Source organism: Salegentibacter agarivorans (genome assembly GCF_900113135.1).
Classification (GTDB): Bacteria; Bacteroidota; Bacteroidia; order Flavobacteriales; family Flavobacteriaceae; genus Salegentibacter; species Salegentibacter agarivorans.
Genome location: NZ_FOOH01000022.1, coordinates 37,179 through 61,070, shown reverse-complemented (window position 1 = coordinate 61,070; position 23,892 = coordinate 37,179). Strand labels below are relative to the sequence as shown.

Below are 23,892 nucleotides of genomic sequence, written 5' to 3'. Positions count from 1 at the left end.
TTAAAGAACAAAACTAATTAGCACATGGCGTCTGGAAAACAAACCCCAAGACAGAAGATGATTAACCTGATGTATCTGGTGTTCATCGCAATGATGGCACTAAATATGTCTAAGGAAGTATTGACAGCCTTTGGTCAAATGAATGAAGACCTTGAGGAATCTAATGCTACTACATCTCAACGTAACGATATGGCAATGGCCGGTTTAGCCGCCAAAGCCGAAGAACAACCTGCAAAATATGAAGAATTAAAAGCTAAAGCCGAACAAATTGGTGTGCTTTCAGATAATTTATACAATACGGTAGGTAATCTTAAAGATGAATTATTAGCCGATTATGAAGGTGAGGAAAGGACCAATTATGAGTCTATGGATCGCGCAGATAAACTAAATAACTTGTTTTTTGCAAGTGGTAGAGTAACTCCCAGGGGAGAAGAATTTGTGGCTGCAATAGATAATTATAGAAATGAAGTACTTAATATTCTGGGAGATGGTTTTCCGCAGATTAGAAGTAAAGTAGCTAACGATTTTTCTACGGAAGAAGTAACTAATAACGAGAATGTAACTCAACCCTGGTTGATGTATAACTATCAGGGATTTCCGTTAATTGCTTCTCTTACAAAATTAACTCAGATACAATCTGATGTTAGAACAACAGAAAACGATATTTTGTCTTCAATGCTTGAAGGGCAATTGCAAAGTGACGTTTCCTTAACTAATTATCAGGCCATAGTAGTGCCAGACAAAACTGCCTTTTTTAGTGGTGAAAACTTTAAAGGTAAAGTAGTTTTAGGTCGTGTAGATCCTACTTTAAAGTTTGAAAATGTTACTATAAACGGCAATAAGGTAGAAAGCACACAGGCGGGACAGGTTATGTTAGACTTCCCTGCAGGTAATGTAGGTGAAAAAGAAATTAACGGAGAGCTTCAGTTTAAAGAAGGTGACTCAATTGTGAGAATCCCTATTAATAGTTCTTATGCTGTTATTCCAAAGCCTAATTCAGCAGTTATTTCTGCCGATAAAATGAATGTACTTTATCGTGGGGTTCAAAACCCAATGACGATTTCTATTCCTGGTGTTGGTAGTATTAGTGCTCAGGCTCCAGGACTTTCACCAGCTGGTGGTGCGGGACAATACGTGATGAACGTTACTAATTTACAGGCTAGAGAAGTAGCAATTAATGTAAGCGGTAAGCTTCCCGGTGGAGAAACCGTTTCAGATAGTAAAACATTTAGAATTAAAGATATTCCAAGACCGGCAGGTACGGTTAGGGGAGAAGATGGATCGGTGCAAATGCAACGTAATAGTTTAGAAGTTTCTACTATTGGGGCAACACTTCCAGATTTCGATTTCAATCTTGATCTAAACGTAACAGGATTTAGTTTTAAAGTACCGGGACAACCAACTATTCAGGTTAATGGTAGTAGGTTAGACGATAGAGCAAAAGCTGCTCTAAGAAGAGCAGGACGAGGAGAATCTGTGCAAATTTTTGATATTCAAGCGGGTATCTCTGGTAACTCTGGATATAAACTGAAGAAAGTTTCTCCAGTTGTTATAGAGTTAACAAATTAATAAAATTTAGAAGATGAATTGGAGAGGATTTTTATTGAATGCTTTGGTGTTTTCTTTCACAATAACATCTTTTGGGCAGGCGAATATTTTAAACGCTAAAGACCCTGAAGATATTGGCAGGAAAACCGAAGCCCAGATTCAAAGTGATATAAATGATAAACCACTTGAATATGGATACATTGAAGATCGTGATGTATTATGGTCTAAAAACGTATGGGAAAAAATAGATCTTGATGAAAGGGTTAATTTCCCATTGTATTACCCAATAGATACTAATAATATTGGGAATAACCGTAGGGCCTTGTACGATGTTTTGGTTTCTGCTATTAAAAGTGGTAAAATTCAAAATATTTATGCCGATTCTTACTTTAAAGAAAAGAGAACCCTTAAGGATATTGAAGCAACCTTATCTAAAGTAGATACTACAGATCTTGGAATTGAGCAGTATAATGCCGGGGAACAGGTTGAGGAACAATTTATAGATAGACGGGATTTAAGTGCCGCTGATATCGCAGAATATCATATTCGTGGAATGTGGTATTTTGATAAGCGCCAGGCAGAATTGAAGTATAGAATTCTCGGTATTGCTCCCGTAGCTCCCGATGTAAATTTTATAGATTCTGGTCAAACCGATCTGGTAGAATTATTTTGGGTTTGGTTTCCCGATGCCAGGCAGGTTTTGCATGATAATAAAGCCTTTACCGGTAGTAGTTCTGCGCAAACCGTCACCTTTGATCATTTACTCAATTCCAGAAGATTTGATGGGATGATCTATAAAGAAGATAATGTCTATGGAGATCGTGAAATTGATGAATACATTGTAGATAATGCGTTTATGGAACTTTTAGAGGCCCAGCGTATTAAAGAACAAATAAGAAACTTTGAGCTGGATATGTGGAATTACTAATTCCTTTAAAAGCTTAAAAATTTATTAGAAAAGCGTTCCTTATGGGACGCTTTTTCATTTTCAATAGGGAGGTTAACTATAAATTTTTAATTTTAAACTATGTTAGATTATATAGTAGTTGGTTTAGGCCTAAGCGGAATTGCAATAAGTCAAAGGCTGGAAGACAGAAATAAGAAATTTGTAGTTTTTGAAGATAATTCTCAAAAATCTTCCCTGGTTGCCGGTGGGCTTTTTAACCCGGTAATTCTTAAACGTTTTACCCTGGCCTGGAATGCAAATGAACAAATGAAAATCGCGATTCCTTTTTATAAGGAATTAGAGGCAAAATTACAGGCTAAGATAGTTTATCCTGTAGAAATTTATAGAAAATTCTTTTCAGCCGAAGAGCAGAACAATTGGTTTGAAGCAGCCGATAAACCTTTACTTTCAGAATATTTAGATACAAACCTGGTTAAAGAGATAAATCCCAATATTCCTTCAGAATTTTCTTTTGGGAGGGTTCGCCAAACCGGGGTTATTGATACCGATGTGCTCATAAAAGAATACCGAAATTATTTAAAAAATAATAACAAAATTCAATTTGAAAGATTTGATTATTCGGCGCTTCAGGTTAATGAAGATTCCGTTAACTATAATGGAGTTTCAGCCAAACAAATCGTTTTTTGTGAAGGATTTGGGATGCAACATAATCCTTTCTTTAATTACCTTCCGCTACGCGGAAATAAAGGAGAATATATCACTATTTATTCAGAAGAATTAAAACTGGAAGAAGCAGTAAAATCTTCGGTTTTTATTATTCCGCTAGGGAATAATTTATATAAAGTTGGCGCTACTTATAACAACAAGGATACAGATCCACAACCCAGTAAAACTGCACGGGAAGACCTGGAAAATAAAATTAAAAAGTTAATTACCTGTAAGTTTGAAGTTGTAGACCAGTCGGCGGGAATTAGACCTGCCAGCAAAGACCGCAAACCAATGTTAGGAAGGCATCCCAAATATAAAAACCTGTATTGCTGCAACGGATTTGGAAGCAGAGGCGTGCTTATTTCCCCCATGGTTTCAGAACAATTAATCAGGTTTATTGAAGAAAATGTTCAGCTTCCGCAGGAAATAGATTTACAAAGATTCAATAAGAAACATTATAAGGCTTAGCGTTTTCCCGCATTGGGTTTGTAGTTAAGAAAGAAATTAATCCAGATATTTCTGGAAAGCCTTATAATTATTGGCATAAATACTACAAGCGTTCCTATTATGGCCCAAAAAGAGGTCATTAATCCACCTCCAAAAAAGAAATACGCAATTACAAATGCTGCTACAGAAAATGCGATGCCTACCGCATAGCTTACATACATAGCTCCAAAGAAGAAAGAAGGCTCTATTTTATATTTTGTTCCGCAGTTAGAACAGTGCTCGTGCATTTCAAAAATACGTCCTAATTTATAAGGATTGCTTTCAACATACATACTCTCTTCGTGGCAAACAGGGCAGGTTCCTGTAAGTATACTGTAAAGCTTGGTTCCTTTTAAAAATTCCATAATTGATAATCAAGGGGTTATAAGTTTCGTTGTGGCTTTAGATTGGGAGTAAACATATTTTTTTCACGTTGTAAATTTAGGCATATTTGCAAAAATAAAATCAACAAATGCTAAATATTCATAATCTCTCTGTTTCCTTTGGCGGAGAATATCTTTTTGAAGAAATAACCTTTAGACTGGGCGCGGGAGATCGCGTTGGTTTAATAGGAAAGAATGGTGCCGGAAAATCTACAATGCTTAAAATTCTTGCCGGCGAGCAGGAATATGATGGTGGGCAGATTGCGCGTGATAAAGAACTGAATATTGGTTTTTTAAAGCAGGATATAGATTTTGAACAGGGTCGCAGTGTTTTAGAAGAAGCGCAACAAGCTTTTGTTGAAATAAAGAAACTTGAAAAGCAAATTGATGAAATTAACCATCAATTAGCAACCAGAACCGATTACGAAAGTGAATCTTACACCCAACTTATTCAGGATTTAAGTGAGATTACACATACCTACGAAATAATTGGCGGGTATAATTACGAAGGTGATACCGAAAAGGTGTTACTTGGACTCGGTTTTCAGCGGGAACAATTTGGTAAACTTACCGAAACTTTTTCGGGAGGTTGGAGAATGCGAATTGAACTCGCAAAACTTTTACTTCAAAATAACGATATTCTGTTGCTGGATGAGCCTACCAACCACCTGGATATTGAAAGTATTATCTGGTTGGAGAATTTCCTTAATAACTATTCAGGTTGTGTGATTATTGTTTCTCACGATAAAATGTTCCTGGATAATGTTACCAATAGAACCATAGAAATTTCGCTTGGCCAGATTTACGATTTCAATAAGCCGTATTCAAAATACCTGGTGCTTAGAGAGGAATTAAGAGAGCAACAACTGGCCGCACAAAAGAATCAGCAACGTGAAATTGAGCAAACCGAAAAGCTTATCGATAAATTTCGGGCAAAAGCTTCAAAAGCTTCTATGGCACAGTCGCTTATCAAAAAACTTGATAAAATAGATCGGATTGAGGTAGATGAGGATGATAATGCGGTGATGAATGTGAGTTTCCCTATTTCTATTCAACCTGGGAAAGTGGTTATAGAAGCAGAGGGGATTGGCAAAGCTTATGGTAATAATCAGGTTTTAAAGAATATTGACCTTTTAATAGAACGTGGAAGTAAAATTGCTTTTGTGGGACAAAACGGGCAGGGGAAAACCACGCTTGCTAAAATTATTATTGATGAAATTTCTTACGAAGGAAATTTAAAACTGGGTCACAATGTTCAGTTAGGATATTTTGCGCAAAATCAAGCCGATTACCTGGACGGTGAGAAAACCGTATTGGATATTATGATTGATTCTGCCAATGAAAAGAATAGAAGTAAGGTTCGTGATATGTTGGGTTCATTTCTCTTTAGAGGAGATGAAGTATCTAAGAAGGTGAAAGTGCTTTCAGGAGGGGAAAGAAACCGTTTGGCGCTTTGTAAGCTTATGCTACAGCCCTTCAACGTTCTTATAATGGATGAGCCTACCAACCACCTTGATATTAAATCCAAGAACGTATTAAAGGAAGCGTTGAACAGGTTTGAGGGAACTTTAATAATTGTTTCTCACGACAGGGATTTTCTTCAAGGACTTTCTAATAAAGTTTATGAGTTTAAGCATACCAAAATAAAGGAATATCTGGGTGATATTAATTACTTTTTAGAGCAGCGTAAACTGGAAGATATGCGTAGTGTTGAAAAAAGAGATAAGGCGGCGAAAGTTCAAAAAGATGCCGGTTCTAACAACAAAAAAGCCTACAAAGATCAGAAAAAAGTAAAATCTTTAAAAAACAGGTTGAGCAATACCGAATCTAAAATCACTAAGTTAGAAAAAGAACTCGAAACGCGTGATATGGAATTAGCTACAAATTACGATGAAGTTGCAGCGAAGCCAGGATATTTGGAGAAGTATAAAACAAAGAAAAAAGAGCTAAACTCTCTTATGAAAGAATGGGAAGAAATTCAGGAAAGCCTGGATAGTTTAGCATAAACAATTCTTATAATTTCAAGTTTAAATTAAACCAATTGGGCAAATAGGTGTCTTACACACATGGATAAACGCAAAATTATACTTTCTATACTTGGAGTATTACTTATTGTTTTAGCAGTTTTTGGTGCAAAAGCAATTATTGATAGTAATGTGAAAGAAGTTCCCGAGACTACCAAAGTGGTAAAAAATGTATTTGTAGAAACTGTTGAAAACCGAAGGGTTCCCATAATAGTTCCCGCCAATGGTAATGTTACCGCGCTTAAAAAAATGGAGCTTTTTTCTGAAGTAGAAGGAATTTTCCAGTACAGCAGTAAAGATTTTAGACCCGGGCAACGTTATAATAAAGGCCAGGTGCTATTAAGTATTAATTCAGAAGAATATGCTGCAAGTGTGCGTTCGGCTAAAAGTGAATTATTCAATAATATCACTTCCATTATGCCCGATCTTAGAATGGATTATCCAGATTCTTTTCAGAAATGGCAGGATTACCTGAATAATTTTGATGTAAACAGTACAACCAAACCTTTGCCTGAGGCAGATTCAGATAAAGAAAAATATTTTATTACCGGCCGCGGAATCCAATCGGCTTATTACGAGATAAAGAACCTGGAAGAACGCCTTAGAAAATTCAATATAGTTGCCCCATTTAATGGAGTTTTAACTGAAGCTTCCGTAAACCCGGGAACTTTGGTAAGACCCGGCCAGAAACTTGGCGAATTTATAGATCCTTCGGTTTACGAACTTGAAGTTGCTGTTGGGAAAAAGTTTTCAGATTTATTAAAAATCGGAGAAAATGTAGCGCTCCAGGATCTTGACGGGAATCAGACATACACAGGTACCGTAAGCAGGATAAATGCCAGGGTAGACCGAGCTTCACAAACCATCCAGGTTTTTATAAGAATTGAAGATCCCGATATTCGGGAAGGAATGTACCTGGAAGCAAAATTAGATGCTCGTGATGAGGATAATGCCATTGAGATTGCCAGGGAATTGTTGGTAGACCGGTCAAAAGTTTACGTGGTAAAAGATAGCGTGATGGTTTTAGAAGAAATTAATCCTGTTTATTTTTCCAGCAATAAAGTGGTGATAAAAGGCCTTGAAGATGGCGATAAGCTTGTTTCGGCCCCTGTTCCCGGCGCCCATCCTGGAATGAAAGTGCAAATACAGGAAGAGAAAGACACTGCTAAAGCCGAGGAATTTTGAGAAAATTAATTAGTTATTTTATAAAATATGAGGTAGCCGTTAATGTGGTAATCCTCGCTTTTGTAATTTTTGGCCTCGTAGGTGTATTCAGCTTAAATTCTTCCTTTTTTCCTTTAGAAGAATCACGCATCATCAATATTAGTGTAAATTATCCGGGTTCAGCTCCAGAGGAGATTGAAGAAGGGATTATTCTCAAAATTGAAGATAACCTTAAAGGCCTGGTGGGTATAGAACGAGTGACTTCTACAGCACGGGAGAGTGGCGGTTCAATTACAGTAGAAATAGAGCAGGACGAAGATATAGATGTTATGCTCACCGAAGTAAAAAACGCGGTAGACCGCGTTCCTACTTTTCCTGGCGGAATGGAGCCTTTAGTGGTTTCTAAAGAAGAAAGAGTGCGCCCATCTATTAGTTTTGCTATTAGCGGCGATGGCGTGCCGCTGGTAACGCTGAAACGTATTAGCGAGCAAGTAGAGAACGATCTAAGGCAGCTTGACGGAATTTCGCAAATAGAAATTTCTGGATTTCCTGAAGAAGAAATTGAAATTGCAGTGAGCCAGGACGATCTTTTAGCTTATAACCTAACTTTTGAAGAAGTTGCCAGAACCGTTGGCGCAGCAAATATCTTAAGTACCGGCGGAACTATTAAAACCGAAGCAGAAGATTATTTAATAAGAGCAAACAGCCGTAGTTATTATGCCGATGCTTTAAACGATTTGGTTATAAGATCTTCAGCTACCGGTCAAACTACCCGCTTAAGCGATGTGGCCGAAGTTAGGGATCAATTTGGTGAAACTTCTAACTCTTCATATTTCAACGGCAATATTGCTGTAAATGTAGCGATAAGCAATACCAATAATGAAGACCTTTTATCGGCTGCAAAAAAGGTAAAAGAATACGTAAAAGATTATAATACGAAAAGCAGTAATATTCGCCTGGATGTAGTATCAGATTCTTCTATTACATTAGGGCAAAGAACCCAGCTCCTGCTAGAAAATGGGGCAATGGGAATATTTCTCGTGTTATTGTTCTTGTCGATTTTTCTAAATACAAGGCTGGCATTTTGGGTGGCTTTTGGGCTTCCCATTGCGTTTTTGGGGATGTTTATATTTGCTGGTCAGTTTGGAGTAACTATAAACGTCCTTTCTTTATTCGGGATGATTATCGTAATTGGGATCCTGGTAGATGATGGGATTGTAATTGGTGAAAACATTTATCAGCATTATGAAATGGGGAAAACTCCCGTTCAGGCTGCTTTAGATGGTACAATGGAAGTTATTCCTCCCATAATTTCAGCTATTTTAACTACGGTTTTAGCTTTTTCAACATTCTTATTTTTAGACAGTAGAATTGGTGAATTTTTTGGCGAAGTTTCCACAGTGGTCATTCTTACTTTAGTGGTTTCATTGGTAGAAGCACTTATTATCTTACCGGCCCACATTGCTCATTCAAAAGCATTACAAGCCAGAAATGTTGAAGAAGATAACAAGAAAACCGGCCTGGCTAAGTTCTTTGTTAAGATGCGGGTAGTAAACCGCACCGGGGATAAGGTTATGAGCTATTTAAGAGATAAATCTTATAGCCCCGTATTAAAATTTGTACTTAAACAACAAATGCTTTCTTTAGGAATTTTGGTTGCTGTTTTAATTCTAACCATTGGCGCAATTGGTGGCAACTGGATTAGGATAACCCTATTCCCAAGTATTGCCAGTGACAGGGTGAGTATAGATCTTTTAATGGCTGAAGGAGTGAATCCCGAAAAAACAGACTCTATTATTTCTATGGTTGAAGCAGCTGCCTGGCGCGTAAATGAAGATTTTAGCAGTCGCCAAAGCGGAAATAAACAAGTTGTAGAAAATACTATAAAAAGAGTTGGCCCCGGAAATAATAAAGCTTCTCTGCAGGTAAATTTACTGCCCGGAGAAGAAAGAGATATTGGATCGCCAGAAATTACAAATGCTATAAGGGATGAAGTAGGACCTGTTTTTGGTGTAGAGAATCTTACTTTTGGCTCTGGTGGTAATTTTGGAGGAGATCCGGTTTCGGTGTCTTTACTGGGGAATAACCTCCAGGAACTGGAGGCTGCAAAAGAAGAACTAAAGGATAATTTTGAAAATAATGCGCTTTTAAAAGATGTTAAGGATAACGATCCGCAAGGTATCAAAGAGATTAATATTAAACTGAAAGAAAGCGCCTATGCTCTTGGCCTGGATCTTAGTGAAGTGATGCGCCAGGTGAGAAACGGTTTTTTTGGAACTCCGGTACAGCGTTTTCAGCGGGGCCAGGATGAGATTAGGGTTTGGGTTCGTTACGATCTTGAGAATCGGTCTTCTATTAACGATCTAGACGATATGCGATTAACAACACCAGATGGCGCGCGTGTACCGTTTAATGAAATTGCAAATTATGATATTGTGCGCGGTACCGAATCTATAAGCCATTTGGACGGACTTCGGGAAATTAGGGTGAGTGCAGATATGGAAGATCCCAACGGAAGTTCTACCGAAATTCTAGCAGACATCAGAAGTAACGTAATGCCCGATTTGCTTGCAAAATATCCCAGTTTATCGGTTTCTTATGAAGGGCAAAACAGGGAAGCCAACAAGCTAACCGATTCCGCTAAGGGAGTATTACCGGTGGTGTTATTCCTTATTTATGCGGTAATCGCTTTTACTTTTAGAAGTTACAGCCAGCCATTATTATTAATGATAATGATTCCTTTTAGTATTATTGGGGTTGCCTGGGGACACTGGATTCACGATTTCCCGGTAAATGTACTTTCCGCTTTAGGAATTATTGCTTTAGTAGGAATTATGGTGAATGATGGGCTGGTGCTTATAAGTAAATTTAACGGAAACCTGCGAGACGGGATGAAGTTTAACGATGCACTTTACGAAGCCGGCCGGGCAAGATTTAGGGCTATTTTTCTAACCTCGCTTACCACTATTGCGGGAATGGCGCCATTACTCCTTGAAAAAAGCAGGCAGGCGCAATTCTTAAAACCAATGGCAATTTCTATTTCTTATGGAATCGCTATCGCTACGGTACTAACCTTACTGCTTTTACCATTACTTCTATCTATCAGTAATAATATTAAAGTGAGTGGAAAATGGCTCGCCAGCGGAAACAGAGTGACGCATGAAGAAGTAGAAAGAGCTATTAAAGAACAAAAAGAAGAAAAAGCACATGGGGAGATTGGTTAATTTAATACTTGTGGTCGCTATTTTTTGTATGGGTAGTATGGTTGCCCAGGAAGAAAATGTCTTAACCAAGGAAGAAGCTATAGCACTCGCGTTGGAGCGTAATTACGGTATTAAAATGGCTAATAACGATGTGGAAATCTCCGAAAACAATCAGGGAATCCTTAATTCTGGCTATTTACCATCGGTAACTGGGCGAGCAGGTGCCGGTTACGATCTTAACAACAGGCTTACTGAACCCGAAGAAGGTGAACCCCTAGATCAACAAGGCATAGAAAGCAATTCTTATAATGCATCTATAAATTTAGATTACACTTTGTTTGATGGTTTGGGTAGGTTTTACAACTACAAAAGTTTAAAAGAACAATACGATTTATCTAAACTTCAGGCCCGGGAAACCATAGAAAATACTATGCTTCAGTTATTAACCGTTTACTATGAAATTGCACGCCTAAGCGAGAATGTTGAAGTATTAAAAGATGTTCTGGAAACTTCAAAAGAGCGTGTAACCAGGGCACAATACCAGTTCGATTACGGGCAGAGTAATAACCTGGCGGTGCTTAATGCCAGGGTAGATGTAAATAACGATAGTGTGAACCTGCTGCAAACCCGTCAACAACTGGATAATACCAAACGAGATTTAAATGTTTTGGTAGATAGACAAATAATGAACAAGGATTTTGAGGTAGATACCACGGTTACTTTTATTCCAAAATTACAAATGGAAGCCTATATTGATGAAGCCGAAGCTAATAACGTTTCCTTGCTTCAGCTGGATAGAAATTTGGCTATTACAGAATACGATATTAAAATTAGCAAATCGGGTTATTTGCCTACTATAGATCTTAACGGCTCTTATGGGTGGAATTTTAATAGAAGTGCAGCAACAGCGTTCTTTCCCGGGAGCCGCCAAACTACCGATGGTATTTCGGGAGGTGTAAGTTTAACCTGGAATCTTTTTGATGGTGGTACTACTTCTGTGCAAATTCAGAATGCTAAAATAACCCACGAGAACCAGGAGTTGCAAAAGAAACAGGTAGCCCTGGGAATTAGAAGGGATATTGCTAATGCTCTGGGAAATTATGAAAACCGGTTATATATTTTAAGGGTTCAGGAAGAAAACGTGGCTACAAACCAGGATAATTTTGAGCGTTCCCAGGAACAATTTAATCTTGGAAGAATTACTTCTATTGAATTTAGACAGGCCCAGGTGAATTTACTGGATGCAAGAACGAGTCTTAATCTCGCAAAATATGATGCAAAGATTGCTGAATTGGAGTTGCTACAGCTCACCGGCCAATTGTTGAATATTGAATTGTAATTTATGTTTGAACACTTTTTTCAATGTCCCTATTGCTGGGAAGAAATCTCTGTACTTCTAGATCCATCGGTTAGAAGTCAAACCTATATTGAAGACTGCGAGAATTGCTGTAACCCTATAGAAATACGTGTCTCTTTTGAGAATGGAGAATTAACATCTTATGAGGCCGTGAATATTGAACAGTAAGCTTCTAAATTACTTTCTATCTACTTCCAAATTCATTTTCTTTTTTTAACTTACGGAATATACTAACCATTCTATAACCCAATGGAAAAAACTTTTGAGTTTGCCGATCATGTTGTCGGTTTTATGATTAAGGAAGAAATTGATCACAAAAAAATGAAAGAGATCCTTTCAAAAATAGAAAATCGTTTAGAAAAAATAAGGCCAATATGTCTTTATTTAGAGGACGAATCTGATGAAGGAATCTCACTGGGAGGTTTTTTTAAGGCAGTAAAATTTCATTTTTCACATCCTGAAGATCTAAAAAAAATAGCTATTGTTACTGATGATAAGATGTTTAAGAAATCTATGAAAATAAAAGATTTTATTGTTCCGGCAGATGTAGAAGCCTTTAAAAAAAAGGAGCGAATGAAAGCTATGAATTGGGTAATGATTTAATTGAAAAAAAGCTTTGGAGAAACAAAAAATGACTGTATATTTGCAGTCGATATCGCGGGATAGAGCAGTAGGTAGCTCGTCGGGCTCATAACCCGAAGGTCACTGGTTCGAGTCCAGTTCCCGCTACTAGCAAAGACAAGGCTTCACAGAAATGTGAAGCCTTTCTTTTTTTACTGGGTACAGAATAGGTACAGAATTACCCCATATTCAAAAGCAAATTCTTAATTGACCTCAAATGCTTTCATCTAGCATTGTTAAATATTTTTCTATGCCTTTGACCAATTTTGGTCTAAGGTTTTACATATATTGAAAAACTGGTTTATGAATGTGGTGGTGTTCTTCTTAAATCTTATGGACAGATATGGTTTAATGACCGTTCACGGTCAGGCATTAAAGCCTTTTTAAGGACATTTTTTGTTATTACTAGTCTTAGTTTCTCAGTTGATTTGATATAATCTCTTCCTTAAATAATAAAAAATGTATCTTCTTTGAGTTCTATTAATTTACTTAAATAAATACCGTCCTTTTCTGTTTTTTCTATAATACCAGTTATTATGTACTTTTTTCCTTCTTTTTCATTTTTAAGCTCGGGATAATTATCTAATGAAACTTTTGAATGAATATTGACACCACTACTGTTTAAATGAACTTGGTTAAAAACTAAAGAGCTATCCAATTTCATAAAATCACAATGCCATTTCACCTTATAATCTCGATATTTATGTTTATTCGGATATAATTGAAAATCGTTATAAACTTTTGGAGCTGAAATAGAAGATACTTTTCTATTTGCGATCTTTTGCTCTTTTTTTTTCCGGCTTCCAATCCAGGAAATCAAATCACGAAGCTCTCCTATCCAACCCATTTAAATAAAATTTTAAAATATTTATAAATTTTGATTCTCTGGTGATTCTAATTAATTTATTTCATACAACTTCCTTTTAAATTCCTATCCAATAAATTATTTTTCAAAGCTTTTAGGAAATCTTATTACAACTTTAAAACGTAAAATAAGTACTATTGTTCTTTTAGCTTTTTTATCTAATTAAGCAAACTCATTAAATCCACAATTTCTTCTGGCCATAGTATAAACTTCCCATACCTCCCTTCTTTCTGTAAAGCACCATAGCTATTTCCTTTTTTGGTAGCGTACCAATCATTACCTTCCTTCTCCATCAGTTTGTTATCCACTAAAATTGAATTAATCTCCCTACTACTTAGGGAGGTGATTTCCGATAGTTCTTTAGTCGAACGGTACACTGAATTGGAAAAATCAATTATTTTTGTTTCTCCTTTGGAATCTTCCTCTTTTGATTCTTCTAATATAAAATAGTCGTTAAACCAATTTTTATTCAAAGTCACGGCTACAGTTTCACCCCTTTGGGGAAGTTCTTGTTTAGTATCATACCACCGGGTAAGATTCTCCCCTAAAGTCTTCATTTTTATTTGATCGTAACTGAATTGGTCATTTTGATATCTTGTATCTATTATTTCTCCAACTGTATAGCTTTGAGACCAATTCATTATATCTATTATATGGTGAGATAATTGATCGGCTTTTTTTCTATTCCGTAATATGTTTACAAGACCTGATACCGAAATATTCTGACTTGTAACTATATTAACGATATCTTCATCTGAAAGTATTGATTCAGATTTTTGCTTGATTTCATGTGAAAATTGTTTTCGAAAATCCTCTAACAAAAACTTCTGGATTTGCTGTAAATAACTTAATCTAATTGGTTGTTTAGCGTGAGACTTTTCATTTTTGGTTGCTTTATTATTTTCCAAATCTCCCTTACCTATTTCCTCCAGTTCATCTAATTTTTTTCTATCTCCATTGATTTTCAAGTCATTTATATCCTCCATCATTTTTTCGTAAGCTTCGTTATCCTCATCTCGCTCAATAAGAAAGCCCATTTCTATATTTTTAGCCTGACTATAGTCATAAAGATTCATTGAGGATATAATCGCTTTGTTTTCATTAATATAGCACTTAGCATGAAGGTTTTTTTTCTGAAAAACTTTCAGATCATCTATATCTTCCATCCATTTTAATTCCTTTTCTTTTAGCTGCGTGTTTCCATAAATTATGGTTATTTCCGATAATGTTCCAAGTTTACTTTTTGTTCTTAACCTTTCTTGGATTTGCTCGTTTACTTGTAGTGAAAATGTTACTAAAATAATTTTTTCCCTTGCCTCTTTGAGCAACTGCATTAATTCACTAGAAATTTGGGAAGTATCTAGATATTTTGCCATTCTATTTTGTTTTATTCTACAAAGTTTGCTTGATCAAACTCATTATATACTCTAAATGTTTATCGTCTTTTACATTTACCTCATAATCACCGTTGCCCCAATGTCCTTTTTCTGAAATATCCCTCATTAATTTTTTTGGATCGTCTAATTTTCCCTTGGGTAAGTTTATAAAGATTTTTAAGCTTTTGTGAAGCACAACTATATCGCTGATATTTTTTCCTTTCTTAAATGCTATATAAAGCTTTTTGGGTTCAATTTCTATATCATCAGCAAGGTTTAAAATAGATTGTCTATAACTTTCGTATAGTTCAACTATTTCCTGAGGCTTATTTCCTAAGTGATCTTCCTCAGTGTAAACCTTTATTTCCTCTGAAACGGATTTAAGCGTTTGGCTTTTTTCTGTTAGTGGTTTGATGCTTTCTGCCGATTTACTTTTCTTAATTTGATTGATACTTATCAAATTGTTTTCATAGCGTTTTATTTCCCAAAGTTCTATTGCTATATCTTTAAAATTAGTAGCTGTAGTTTGGTTTTCGGTAAAACCGGTAGAAACAAAAGCAACTCTAGTCTGAGACCAGTCTACCTCTTTTCTTTTAAGATTCGCTTGTAGGGCTTCATTATATTCAACTATGAAATCAGCTTTGTTCTCTAGCATAAGACTGAGATAAGTAAAGCCCTGATCTACGACACTAATATTCTTACTTCGTTTGTATTCAATAATAATGAAGGCTTTTGTCTCAGGGTCAAAGGCTAAAGTGTCTATACGTTTATTTTTTATAGAGAACTCAGATTTCACCAAAACTAACTCCATTAACTCCTTCAGATTTGACTCAAATAGAATCTGAATTTCACGCTCCAGTTTAAAAGGCTTTTCTTTTATACTAGTCAATACTTGAGAGGCGGAATTTAAAAATAACTGCATTTAGAAATAGTTTTGAGGGATTGGGTGGCATAACTCTTTATTTACAACCTTCCGGCGCATTAAGGCTTTATCTGAAAAATGTCTTGAAATCTCCATTGTTTTTTCTAAAAAATCGTCAGATCCATCAGGTCTTTTGTAATAAAATATCTTAATAGATTTGCAGTTTTTATGTTCGAAAATTTCCTTTAGCATTGTTCTGTCTGAAAGACCGCAAGAATGGCCGTAAATAAAAACCTGAAAATTAGCAGAATCAAGGAATTTAATTAAATGCTGGTAATTTTTAGTTTGAGAATATTTAAACGATTTGATATGTTCAAAAAAAGTATTTTTATTTAGATTTTCTATTCTTTGGTAATCTTTATCACTCTCATCTCCAAAACCAAATACAATAGGTGCATTTTTATTTCTAATTTGTCCGTGAATGGGATTCCATTCTGGATTGATTTCTTTTAGATGATTCCAAGTTCTAATGTCGCGGGTTAAATTAAACAAAGACTTAGTATAATTAAAATTAAGAAAATAGAGAATATCTGGTAATTTATCTTCACTTAACAAACTTTCATCCTCTAATTCATCCTTCCCAATTTCTCGGGATAGTTGACTGCAAACAGTAGCGCCAAATTTCTGCCATCCATCTGGTAAATCATCAACTTCATATAGGTGTAATTCAAGTTCCTTAGATAAAAAATCTAACTCATGATTAAGACGGTTTATATCTTCTTGTTTATTGTTAATGCAGTTTTTAAGCTCCAGATAAAATAATGACTCGATATCAACCCAACCTAAATCATCGCTATGTTTAATGATTAGATTAAGGAATTTCGATTTAATTTTATATTCGATATCATATCTTTCCCATAAGTGCTTTATATCTTTAATTGATTCAATTTTAGATATTTCAACTTCATAAGAAACATTAGAATAATTTTGCCGAATTCCTATCTCAAAAGTATCATTGTTAAGGTAACCACCATTGAAGCTTCTTCTGTCACGGGTTACAACTTCACTATTATTTAAAGTTAGAAAAAAATACTTTTTCAATAACCAAAGTACAAAATCATTGTACCCTGTATTTAATCCAAGTGCAAGGTCAAAACCATTCCCAACTAGTACAAGCCTATTAAATTTTGTAGCTTCTTTTTTCATAATTAAGAATTTTCAACTATTCTTATTCCCTCCTTTATTTACCCTAAAGTTCATAACCATTTTTAGCAAAGTAGTTTATTGATGGAGTTATATTTTGCCCCCAACACCTTTAAACTTTTCTACGAAAGCCGATATTTTTTGAAATACAGTTTGTTTTTTGGTTAGATACTGAGGGTTCAAGGGACTCATCTTTGGTAAAATCGAATTTAATTCTGTACCGTTTTCACTGGCGTATTCGCGTTTTAGTGAAGATAGCATATAGCGCTTAGCTGCTTCTTCATTTAAGTTATCGTCCTCTATTAATTCTTCTGCTTCTTTCTTTTGTTTCTTTTGAGCAAATGCAAAAAAAGCATCTATAATACTAGACTTGTCTTCTATTGCATCCAGGTCGGTTGAATTTATGAAATCTACGACTAAGCTTTCTTTTGCTCTATTCCCAATACTAGCACGAATCACACGTCTTATTTCCTCAACTAAGTCTGCTTTACTTTTTGTTTTCTTATTATTCTCAAAAATCAATTCAAGAATATAGTCTAAGTTGATTTCCTGTGATTTTAGTAAGTCTATTTCAAAAACTACATCATCCCAATCGATATTAGATTCTTCAGCTTCCTTACCTTGTTTTTCTCTTCTTAGCCAATCGCGAATATCGTTATAGGTAGAGCGATAGTCTTGTACGGTTCGTTCTTCCAGCACTTCAAGGCCTTGCATTTTTTTAATATCTGCATCACTTAAGAAATTCTCCTCCTTAAACTCTTCGATAGCCTCTGTGTCATTTTTATCTATTTTTTGAAGTTCTTTAAGATGTGTAAATTCATCATAATTCTGTAAAATGTTTTCTACACGTAAATATTCTCCAAAAAGTTTAGAAAATTCTTTTTTCTGCTTTTCCGTTTCTAATTGATCAGGATTCGGAAACTTTTCATTCAACTCGTTTACAATTTCTATGTAACCGCGTCGCGCTTTCCCTGTGGCTATGTCTTCAAACCCTTCTAAATATTCTTTATAGCTTTTCTCTAAAACCACATTTTTTGTTTTGCTATCTCCAAATAGCGTAATTGCATCTACCGTAGCTTTTTCTAAATCTCTAAAGGTTACAATATTTCCAAAAGTTTTTGTTGCATCGTAAATACGATTGGTACGTGAAAAGGCTTGCATTAAGCCGTGGTAACGCAGGTTCTTATCAACGAATAAGGTATTAAGCGTAGGAGCATCAAAACCGGTTAAAAACATCCCTACTACGATTAAGAAGTCGATATCCTGATTCTTCACCCTTTTGGCTAAATCACGATAATAGTTTTGAAATTCTTTGCTATCTACTCCAAAACTGGTTTTAAACATTTGGTTATAATCACCAATAGCTTTGGTTAAGAATTCCTTTCCACTCATATCCATTGCAGCAGGCTCGAAGGTTTCGTCCTGAATTTCACCTATTGCATTTTGTTCTTCATTGGCTGCAAAAGAAAAAATAGTTGCTATTTTTAAAGGTTTATCACTGTCTTTTTGCAACTCATTTATCATTTCGTAATAGGACTTTGCTGCATCGATACTGCTTACCGCAAACATTGCATTAAAACCGCTATTGCTGCCCCCTTTAGTTCTATGGGTTTTTTGCCTGAAATTGTTTAAAATATACTGTGATATTTCTTTGATTCTTGTAGGATGTAATAATGCCTTTTTGTTTTCTGCTGCACTTAACTTTTCTAAATCCTGTTCTGATTCTATCCCTTTAAATTGAGGACGAACATCATTATAATCTACCTTGAATTTTAATACTTTTTCATCACGAATTGCATCGGTAATTACGTAGGAATGCAACTCCCTCCCGAATACACTTGCCGTCGTTTCTGCACCTAGAGCATTTTCAGGAAAAATTGGGGTGCCGGTAAACCCAAATTGATAGTACTTTTTAAACTTCTTCTGTAAGTTTTTTTGAGCTTCTCCAAATTGTGATCTATGTGCTTCATCAAAAATAAAAACGACTTGCTTCTGGTATAAGGCTAAATTATTTTCGCTTTTAATGAGGTTATTCAATTTTTGAATAGTAGTAACTATAATCTTATTATCCTCTTTCTCAATATTTCTTTTTAACCCGGCAGTATTTTCTGAACCGTTTACACTATCTGGAGAAAAGCGTTGATACTCCTTCATTGTTTGAAAGTCTAAATCTTTACGATCTACAACAAACAATACTTTATCTATAAAATCTAATTCTGTTGCAAGCCTTGCAGCTTTAAAACTGGTAAGGGTTTTACCTGAGCCTGTGGTATGCCAAACATAACCGCCACTTTCTGTAGTTGCCCATTTTTTAGTTTCATAACTACTTTTGATTTTCCATAAAATTCTTTCAGTTGCAGCAATTTGATAAGGACGCATTATAAGTAAAGTATTACTTATATCGAACACCGAATAATTAAGCAAAATATTGAGTAAGGTATTTTTCTCAAAAAAAGTAGCTGTAAAATCTTTTAAATCCTTGATGAGTGAATTGTCAGATTTTGCCCAATTCATTGTAAAGTCGAAACTGTTTTTATTTCGCTCTACGGTATTTGCAAAGTATCGGGTATCTGTACCGTTTGAAATTACAAAAAGCTGTAAGTATTTAAACAGTGAATTTGTAGTATTAAAACTTTCTTTGGTATAACGGTGTACCTGGTTAAAGGCTTCACGAATGGCAATACCCCTTTTTTTAAGTTCAATTTGTACAAAGGGTAAACCATTGACTAAAATCGTGACATCATAACGATTGGCGTGTGTTCCTTTTTGCTCAAATTGAGAAACCACTTGAACCTTATTACGCGTCATATTCTGTTTATCTACCAGGTAAATATTTTGAATATGCCCATCGTCAAATACAAAATCGAAGATATAGTCGTCGTGTACCTTTCTTGTTTTATCAATACTATTATCGCTGGGTTTATCTAAGTATTCTACTAAAAAACGCTGCCATTCATTATTCGTAAATTGCATATTGTTCAGGTTTTGCAATTGAACCCGAACATTTGCCAGCATACGTTCCTGATTAAGCTGCGGAAGTACCTCGTAACCTTGATTTTTTAGGTCCTCGATAAGTTCTTTTTCTAAATCTGCCTCTGTTTGATAGCTAACCTGCGGTTCATTAAGTTCTGAAAACTTTTTATACTTATCTAAAACAATAAAGTTTTTTGATTCTGCTATGGGTTTATACTGTGACATTTTCTGTTTCCATTGCTGACGGTTCTACTTCTTCTTTCCAATATTTACTATCAACCAAATGTTCAAGTAATAACTTTACAGTGTTTTTCTCAGGATTAGTTGGCTCAGGTACAGTTTCATTAGATAAGGTAGAGTGACTTGTAAACTGAATTATTCTATTATAATATAATTGTCTGTCCTCTGGTAACAACCTTTTCCATTCCGGATAACCTAAAAAATTAGCTGTTTTTTCATATAAATTACGAAGCAACATAAAATGATACTTCTCAATAGTGTTTGATTGAATTGCTTCTTCAATTGTCTCCTTTAAATAAAGATGGTAGGAAAAGCTTTTGTTGGAATCTCCATATTTATCATCTAAATTAATAGTGCCATCTTCGTTTTTACTTAACATAAAAGCTCCTTTCTTCTTCTTTAAACCAAGCTCATTATACAATACATTATAGAAAAGAGGATTATGTGTTGAAACTATAAATTTTAATCCGTTAGATTTTTTAATTAATTCAGCTAAGTTTACAGCAAGCTCAATTAAATGATTTTCATCTAATGAACTAATTGGGTCATCTATAAAAATATATTCTAAATTGTTGAACTGGCTTGTGGAGCGATCTTCAATTTCTGCAATATTTAATATATCAACAATTTGTTCTAAAAGACTAAAGAAAACACACCATATAAAGTTACTTTCCTCCCCTTTAGATATTTTAATGTTATTCAAGGTATCATCACCCCCTCGTTCAATTGAGAAAGAAACTTCTGAATAATTATCGTTGAAATATGGTGTAAGGTATTTATTTGTATAATGCTGGAGATTAGACGCTATATTACCATCTAAATCTTGATCCTTGAGGAACTGCAAAACTAAATTTGTAAAATTATTAGGCCGTATAATTAGCCTTCTATTTGTGTCTGCATCTAAATCATTATCCCAATAGAAAAGATCTTCTGTAAATGCATTATAATACATTACTTTAATACGGGTATCTTCTTGTTCTTCTTCCTCCTCTGCTGTTTCCTTTGGGTCTACTAATAATCTAAATTTACGGGACAACCTTGTTTTACCTATTCCATTAAAGGCATAAATTAACTGGACCTTCTTTGGACTGTCTTTAAGTTTTTGGGCTATTTGCTCTAAGGATTGGCTCATATTATATATCTACATTTGCTTTAGGAAAGTCTAATAACAAGGTGCGGTAATACTCGTACTGTTTATGCCTTAATTCTATTTCTTTTGGTAAACCATCACTAATCGAAATAGTAAGCTTATCAAATTTATCTAGGATGGAAACTATGCGTTCTTGTTCTTCGGGTGAAGGTATAGGTATTATTGCTTGGCCCAACCCTTTTGCATTGATTGCAGAAATTTTACCTGTTCGGATATGTTTCTTAATTTGATCGTGAAATTGTCTTGTACGCGTGAAATAAGCTACATATTTAGGATTTAAATCACTTTTGTAATAAAAGCAAGCATCGTGGATGACTACTCCTTCATCACCTAACCAAGCTGTTCCTTGACCTATATCTTCAATAGTTTCACCAGCTGCGACTATAATAACATTTCCTTTTTCAGCAAGCCTTAACTTTTTCCGATCTACTAATTCTCTACTGACATAAGATTTTGTTTGATTTGCCCAAGTACCATAGTGGGTATACATCTCACCGTAATGAATTGCAGGAACTCCTTCTTCAAGAATATCAGTTTTTACAAATCGTTTACCGCGAATAAATTCACCAATATTTTCATCACCCAATGGTAAATGTAGGACTTCTTCTTTATCAAAACTTAATAACTGTTCTCGATAATAGGTGAACTGCTGTTTACGTCCGGTAAGCTCTGTTCTAAGCTCTGTTCTAAGCTCTGTCGTATGTTTTGTAAACGAATCGAGAATATCAACTAATTTTTGTTGAATTTCTAGGGTAGGGATTGGAATTTGAAGTTTTTTAAATCTTTTTTTTGAAATATTAAAACGAGTAACGCCATTTGCTGTTTTCGCTATTGCCTTACGCATAAAATGACTTCTAAATAAATATTTTGAAAATTCAGGTAAAAGTTCAATATCTGAATTAAACCTTAGTCCAAAAGAAAAACTATTTAGATATACCTTAATGTCCGATTTATTAGTAACAGCAGAAGACATTCCTGCTTCATTAGCTGTTTCTGATGAACCAGTAAAAATTACATCTCCATATTTTACTTCATATTGGTTTTCATCTGACGCAACCTTTACAGTTTCAAGTCTTTCAAAATCAACTTCGATGTTATAGAAAATATTCTTATATGACACATATTTAGCATTGCCATCTGTGAAATCTTCTTTACTTTTTCCTTTCAGACCTCCGTATATTTCAGAAATATTATTAATTTCTTTCCACTCAACTTCAACCCCTTCTAATAATTTTTCTAAATAATTCATCCTTCAATCTCTTTTACAATGGTATCAATCTCAGTACGAAGGTTATCTATTTTTTTTACGGTTTGAGCAACTTCTTTATTCAGAACCTTTATATCTATTTCCTCTCGTGTGTCTTTAGGTTCTACATAAGAACTTACCGATAGGTTATAGTCATTTTCTGAAATTCTATTATTATCGATAGTCGTGGCTACGTGGAGAACTTCTTCTTTATTATCGAACATTTTGATAATCTCGTCGATATGCGAATCTAGCAACACATTGTTATTGGTTTCCTTTTTAAAAAAATCTTCCCCGCTTACATCTATAAATTGCGTTTTAGTATCAGTTTTGCTCTTTGAAAGCACTAAAATGTTTACCGCTATAGAAGTCCCAAAAAACAAGTTAGGTGCTAAAGAGATCACCGTTTCTACAAAGTTGTTATCCACCAGGTACTTTCTTATTTTTTGCTCCGCACCGCCACGGTAAAAAATACCTGGAAAGCAAACTAAAGCCGCTCTACCTTTACTCGACAAATAACTTAAGGCGTGCATTACGAAAGCAAAATCTGCCTTAGATTTAGGAGCAAGTACACCTGCAGGGGCAAAACGATCGTCATTAATTAAAGTAGGGTCGTTGTCTCCAACCCATTTAACTGAGTATGGGGGATTTGATACAATGGCGTCAAAAGGTTTTTCATCTCCCAACTCCGGATGTATTAAGGTATCACCGTGTACTAAATGAAATTTATCGTAGTTGATGTTGTGTAAAAACATATTCATACGTGCCAGGTTGTAGGTGGTGTAATTGATTTCCTGGCCATAAAAACCTTCTTGAATAATGTGCTTTTTAAAATGTGGCCTGGCCTGTAGAAGCAAAGAACCGGAACCCACCGCTGGATCGTAAATTTTATTAACCGTTTCTTGTTTGTGCAATGCCAATTGCGCAATCAGATTAGATACATTTTGGGGAGTGAAAAACTCACCTCCAGATTTACCCGCATTGGCTGCATAGTTGGAAATTAGAAACTCATAAGCATCACCAAACAGGTCAATTTTATTATCTTCAAAACTTCCAAATTTTAAACCGGCCACTCCTTTTAAGACTTTAGCTAGTCGGCTGTTTTTACTTTCAACCGTACTACCAAGTCGGCTACTTGTAGTGTCAAAATCTGCAAACAGGCCTTTGATATCTTCTTCGGAAGGATAACCGTTGGCAGAACTTTCAATAGCAGAGAAAATAGCGGCTAAATCTGTATTTAAGTTTTCATTGCTATTAGCATCTTTAACCACATTTACAAAAAGCTGGCTTGGGTAAATAAAATAGCCTTTTGTTTTTACCGCATCTTCTTTTATTTCTGCTGTAATTACTTCATCAGATAGGTTTGCATAATCTATGCTCTCATCGCCACCTTCAATGTAAATAATGAAGTTTTCACTGATGAATCGATAGAAAAGGGTTCCTAAAACAAAATGTTTAAAATCCCATCCATCTACCGAACCCCGAACATCATTGGCAATTCTCCAAATTTGGCTCTGTAATTCGGCTCTTTGTGCTGTACTTGTCATTTATTTTTTAATTGTTTATTTATTATTTT

Annotated in this window: 18 protein-coding genes and 1 tRNA gene; 10 read left to right on the top strand and 9 right to left on the bottom strand. The window is 35.1% G+C overall.

What is annotated here, in order from left to right; genetic code table 11:
• Window positions 1-24 precede the first annotated feature (24 nt).
• From porM to BM084_RS14660, 3 genes are all read left to right on the top strand, one after another.
• Window positions 25-1,569 carry a type IX secretion system motor protein PorM/GldM gene (gene porM, locus BM084_RS14670; RefSeq protein WP_075325740.1) on the top strand — a complete coding sequence of 515 codons (1,545 nt, stop codon included), beginning with the start codon at window positions 25-27 and terminating at the stop codon, window positions 1,567-1,569.
• A 13-nt stretch (window positions 1,570-1,582) separates the two neighbouring features.
• Window positions 1,583-2,476: a type IX secretion system ring subunit PorN/GldN gene (gene porN / locus BM084_RS14665; protein WP_075325741.1), complete on the top strand. Its 894-nt coding sequence runs from the start codon at window positions 1,583-1,585 to the stop codon at window positions 2,474-2,476.
• Window positions 2,477-2,575: 99 nt separating this feature from the next.
• Window positions 2,576-3,631, top strand: a complete 1,056-nt coding sequence (locus BM084_RS14660; protein ID WP_093305752.1) for an NAD(P)/FAD-dependent oxidoreductase — start codon at window positions 2,576-2,578, stop codon at window positions 3,629-3,631.
• Here BM084_RS14660 and BM084_RS14655 read toward each other — a convergent pair.
• The gene (locus BM084_RS14655; protein ID WP_093305750.1) at window positions 3,628-4,014 is read right to left on the bottom strand and encodes a DUF983 domain-containing protein; all 387 of its coding nucleotides are present in this window, start codon (window positions 4,012-4,014) and stop codon (window positions 3,628-3,630) included. The genes BM084_RS14660 and BM084_RS14655 overlap by 4 nt on opposite strands.
• Window positions 4,015-4,121: 107 nt before the next feature.
• On the opposite strand from BM084_RS14655, the gene BM084_RS14650 reads away from it, so the two are divergent.
• The 7 genes from BM084_RS14650 (at window position 4,122) to BM084_RS14620 (ending at window position 12,509) form a co-directional block, all read left to right on the top strand.
• Entirely contained in the window at window positions 4,122-6,038 is a 1,917-nt protein-coding gene (locus BM084_RS14650; protein WP_093305748.1) for an ABC-F family ATP-binding cassette domain-containing protein, read from the top strand.
• A 60-nt stretch (window positions 6,039-6,098) separates the two neighbouring features.
• On the top strand, window positions 6,099-7,241 hold the full coding sequence (locus BM084_RS14645; protein WP_093305746.1) for an efflux RND transporter periplasmic adaptor subunit: 1,143 nt from the start codon (window positions 6,099-6,101) through the stop codon (window positions 7,239-7,241).
• Complete coding sequence (locus tag BM084_RS14640; RefSeq protein WP_093305744.1) at window positions 7,238-10,444, top strand: efflux RND transporter permease subunit; 3,207 nt, start codon at window positions 7,238-7,240, stop codon at window positions 10,442-10,444. The genes BM084_RS14645 and BM084_RS14640 overlap by 4 nt, the downstream gene beginning before the upstream one ends.
• A complete protein-coding gene (locus tag BM084_RS14635) occupies window positions 10,428-11,762 on the top strand; it encodes a TolC family protein (protein ID WP_093305742.1) in 1,335 nt (444 codons plus the stop codon). Before BM084_RS14640 ends, BM084_RS14635 begins: the two co-directional genes overlap by 17 nt.
• Before the next feature lie 3 nt (window positions 11,763-11,765).
• A complete protein-coding gene (locus BM084_RS14630; protein ID WP_093305740.1) occupies window positions 11,766-11,948 on the top strand; it encodes a CPXCG motif-containing cysteine-rich protein in 183 nt (60 codons plus the stop codon).
• An 81-nt stretch (window positions 11,949-12,029) separates the two neighbouring features.
• Window positions 12,030-12,383 (top strand): SpoIIAA family protein, encoded by a 354-nt coding sequence (locus BM084_RS14625; RefSeq protein WP_093305738.1) that lies wholly within the window; start codon window positions 12,030-12,032, stop codon window positions 12,381-12,383.
• Window positions 12,384-12,436: 53 nt separating this feature from the next.
• A tRNA-Met gene (locus BM084_RS14620) sits at window positions 12,437-12,509 on the top strand.
• A 337-nt stretch (window positions 12,510-12,846) separates the two neighbouring features.
• Here BM084_RS14620 and BM084_RS14615 read toward each other — a convergent pair.
• From BM084_RS14615 to BM084_RS14580, 8 genes are all read right to left on the bottom strand, one after another.
• Entirely contained in the window at window positions 12,847-13,248 is a 402-nt protein-coding gene (locus tag BM084_RS14615) for a hypothetical protein (protein ID WP_093305736.1), read from the bottom strand.
• Window positions 13,249-13,424: 176 nt separating this feature from the next.
• Window positions 13,425-14,642, bottom strand: coding sequence for a phospholipase D-like domain-containing protein (locus BM084_RS14610; RefSeq protein ID WP_093305734.1), 1,218 nt, complete (start codon window positions 14,640-14,642; stop codon window positions 13,425-13,427).
• Between the two features lie 16 nt (window positions 14,643-14,658).
• The gene (locus BM084_RS14605) at window positions 14,659-15,564 is read right to left on the bottom strand and encodes a DUF5655 domain-containing protein (RefSeq protein ID WP_093305732.1); all 906 of its coding nucleotides are present in this window, start codon (window positions 15,562-15,564) and stop codon (window positions 14,659-14,661) included.
• Complete coding sequence (locus tag BM084_RS14600) at window positions 15,565-16,710, bottom strand: AbiH family protein (protein ID WP_093305730.1); 1,146 nt, start codon at window positions 16,708-16,710, stop codon at window positions 15,565-15,567.
• Window positions 16,711-16,797: 87 nt separating this feature from the next.
• Complete coding sequence (locus tag BM084_RS14595) at window positions 16,798-19,905, bottom strand: type I restriction endonuclease subunit R (protein WP_093305728.1); 3,108 nt, start codon at window positions 19,903-19,905, stop codon at window positions 16,798-16,800.
• Window positions 19,892-21,052 (bottom strand): AAA family ATPase, encoded by a 1,161-nt coding sequence (locus tag BM084_RS14590; RefSeq protein WP_093305726.1) that lies wholly within the window; start codon window positions 21,050-21,052, stop codon window positions 19,892-19,894. The genes BM084_RS14595 and BM084_RS14590 overlap by 14 nt, the downstream gene beginning before the upstream one ends.
• A gap of 1 nt (window position 21,053) precedes the next feature.
• A complete protein-coding gene (locus BM084_RS14585) occupies window positions 21,054-22,319 on the bottom strand; it encodes a restriction endonuclease subunit S (protein WP_093305724.1) in 1,266 nt (421 codons plus the stop codon).
• The gene (locus tag BM084_RS14580) at window positions 22,316-23,863 is read right to left on the bottom strand and encodes a type I restriction-modification system subunit M (RefSeq protein WP_093305722.1); all 1,548 of its coding nucleotides are present in this window, start codon (window positions 23,861-23,863) and stop codon (window positions 22,316-22,318) included. The genes BM084_RS14585 and BM084_RS14580 overlap by 4 nt, the downstream gene beginning before the upstream one ends.
• Window positions 23,864-23,892 lie beyond the last annotated feature (29 nt).

Excerpts from the sequence above, each read along its gene's own strand:
- BM084_RS14650 (WP_093305748.1), top strand. The coding sequence starts at position 4,122 with ATGCTAAATATTCATAATCTCTCTGTTTCCTTTGGCGGAGAATATCTT.
- porM (WP_075325740.1), top strand. The coding sequence starts at position 25 with ATGGCGTCTGGAAAACAAACCCCAAGACAGAAGATGATTAACCTGATG.
- BM084_RS14600 (WP_093305730.1), bottom strand. The coding sequence starts at position 16,710 with ATGAAAAAAGAAGCTACAAAATTTAATAGGCTTGTACTAGTTGGGAAT.
- BM084_RS14645 (WP_093305746.1), top strand. The coding sequence starts at position 6,099 with ATGGATAAACGCAAAATTATACTTTCTATACTTGGAGTATTACTTATT.
- BM084_RS14660 (WP_093305752.1), top strand. The coding sequence starts at position 2,576 with ATGTTAGATTATATAGTAGTTGGTTTAGGCCTAAGCGGAATTGCAATA.
- BM084_RS14615 (WP_093305736.1), bottom strand. The coding sequence starts at position 13,248 with ATGGGTTGGATAGGAGAGCTTCGTGATTTGATTTCCTGGATTGGAAGC.
- BM084_RS14605 (WP_093305732.1), bottom strand. The coding sequence starts at position 15,564 with ATGCAGTTATTTTTAAATTCCGCCTCTCAAGTATTGACTAGTATAAAA.
- porN (WP_075325741.1), top strand. The coding sequence starts at position 1,583 with ATGAATTGGAGAGGATTTTTATTGAATGCTTTGGTGTTTTCTTTCACA.
- BM084_RS14580 (WP_093305722.1), bottom strand. The coding sequence starts at position 23,863 with ATGACAAGTACAGCACAAAGAGCCGAATTACAGAGCCAAATTTGGAGA.
- BM084_RS14610 (WP_093305734.1), bottom strand. The coding sequence starts at position 14,642 with ATGGCAAAATATCTAGATACTTCCCAAATTTCTAGTGAATTAATGCAG.
- BM084_RS14630 (WP_093305740.1), top strand. The coding sequence starts at position 11,766 with ATGTTTGAACACTTTTTTCAATGTCCCTATTGCTGGGAAGAAATCTCT.
- BM084_RS14585 (WP_093305724.1), bottom strand. The coding sequence starts at position 22,319 with ATGAATTATTTAGAAAAATTATTAGAAGGGGTTGAAGTTGAGTGGAAA.
- BM084_RS14595 (WP_093305728.1), bottom strand. The coding sequence starts at position 19,905 with ATGTCACAGTATAAACCCATAGCAGAATCAAAAAACTTTATTGTTTTA.
- BM084_RS14655 (WP_093305750.1), bottom strand. The coding sequence starts at position 4,014 with ATGGAATTTTTAAAAGGAACCAAGCTTTACAGTATACTTACAGGAACC.
- BM084_RS14625 (WP_093305738.1), top strand. The coding sequence starts at position 12,030 with ATGGAAAAAACTTTTGAGTTTGCCGATCATGTTGTCGGTTTTATGATT.
- BM084_RS14590 (WP_093305726.1), bottom strand. The coding sequence starts at position 21,052 with ATGAGCCAATCCTTAGAGCAAATAGCCCAAAAACTTAAAGACAGTCCA.
- BM084_RS14635 (WP_093305742.1), top strand. The coding sequence starts at position 10,428 with ATGGGGAGATTGGTTAATTTAATACTTGTGGTCGCTATTTTTTGTATG.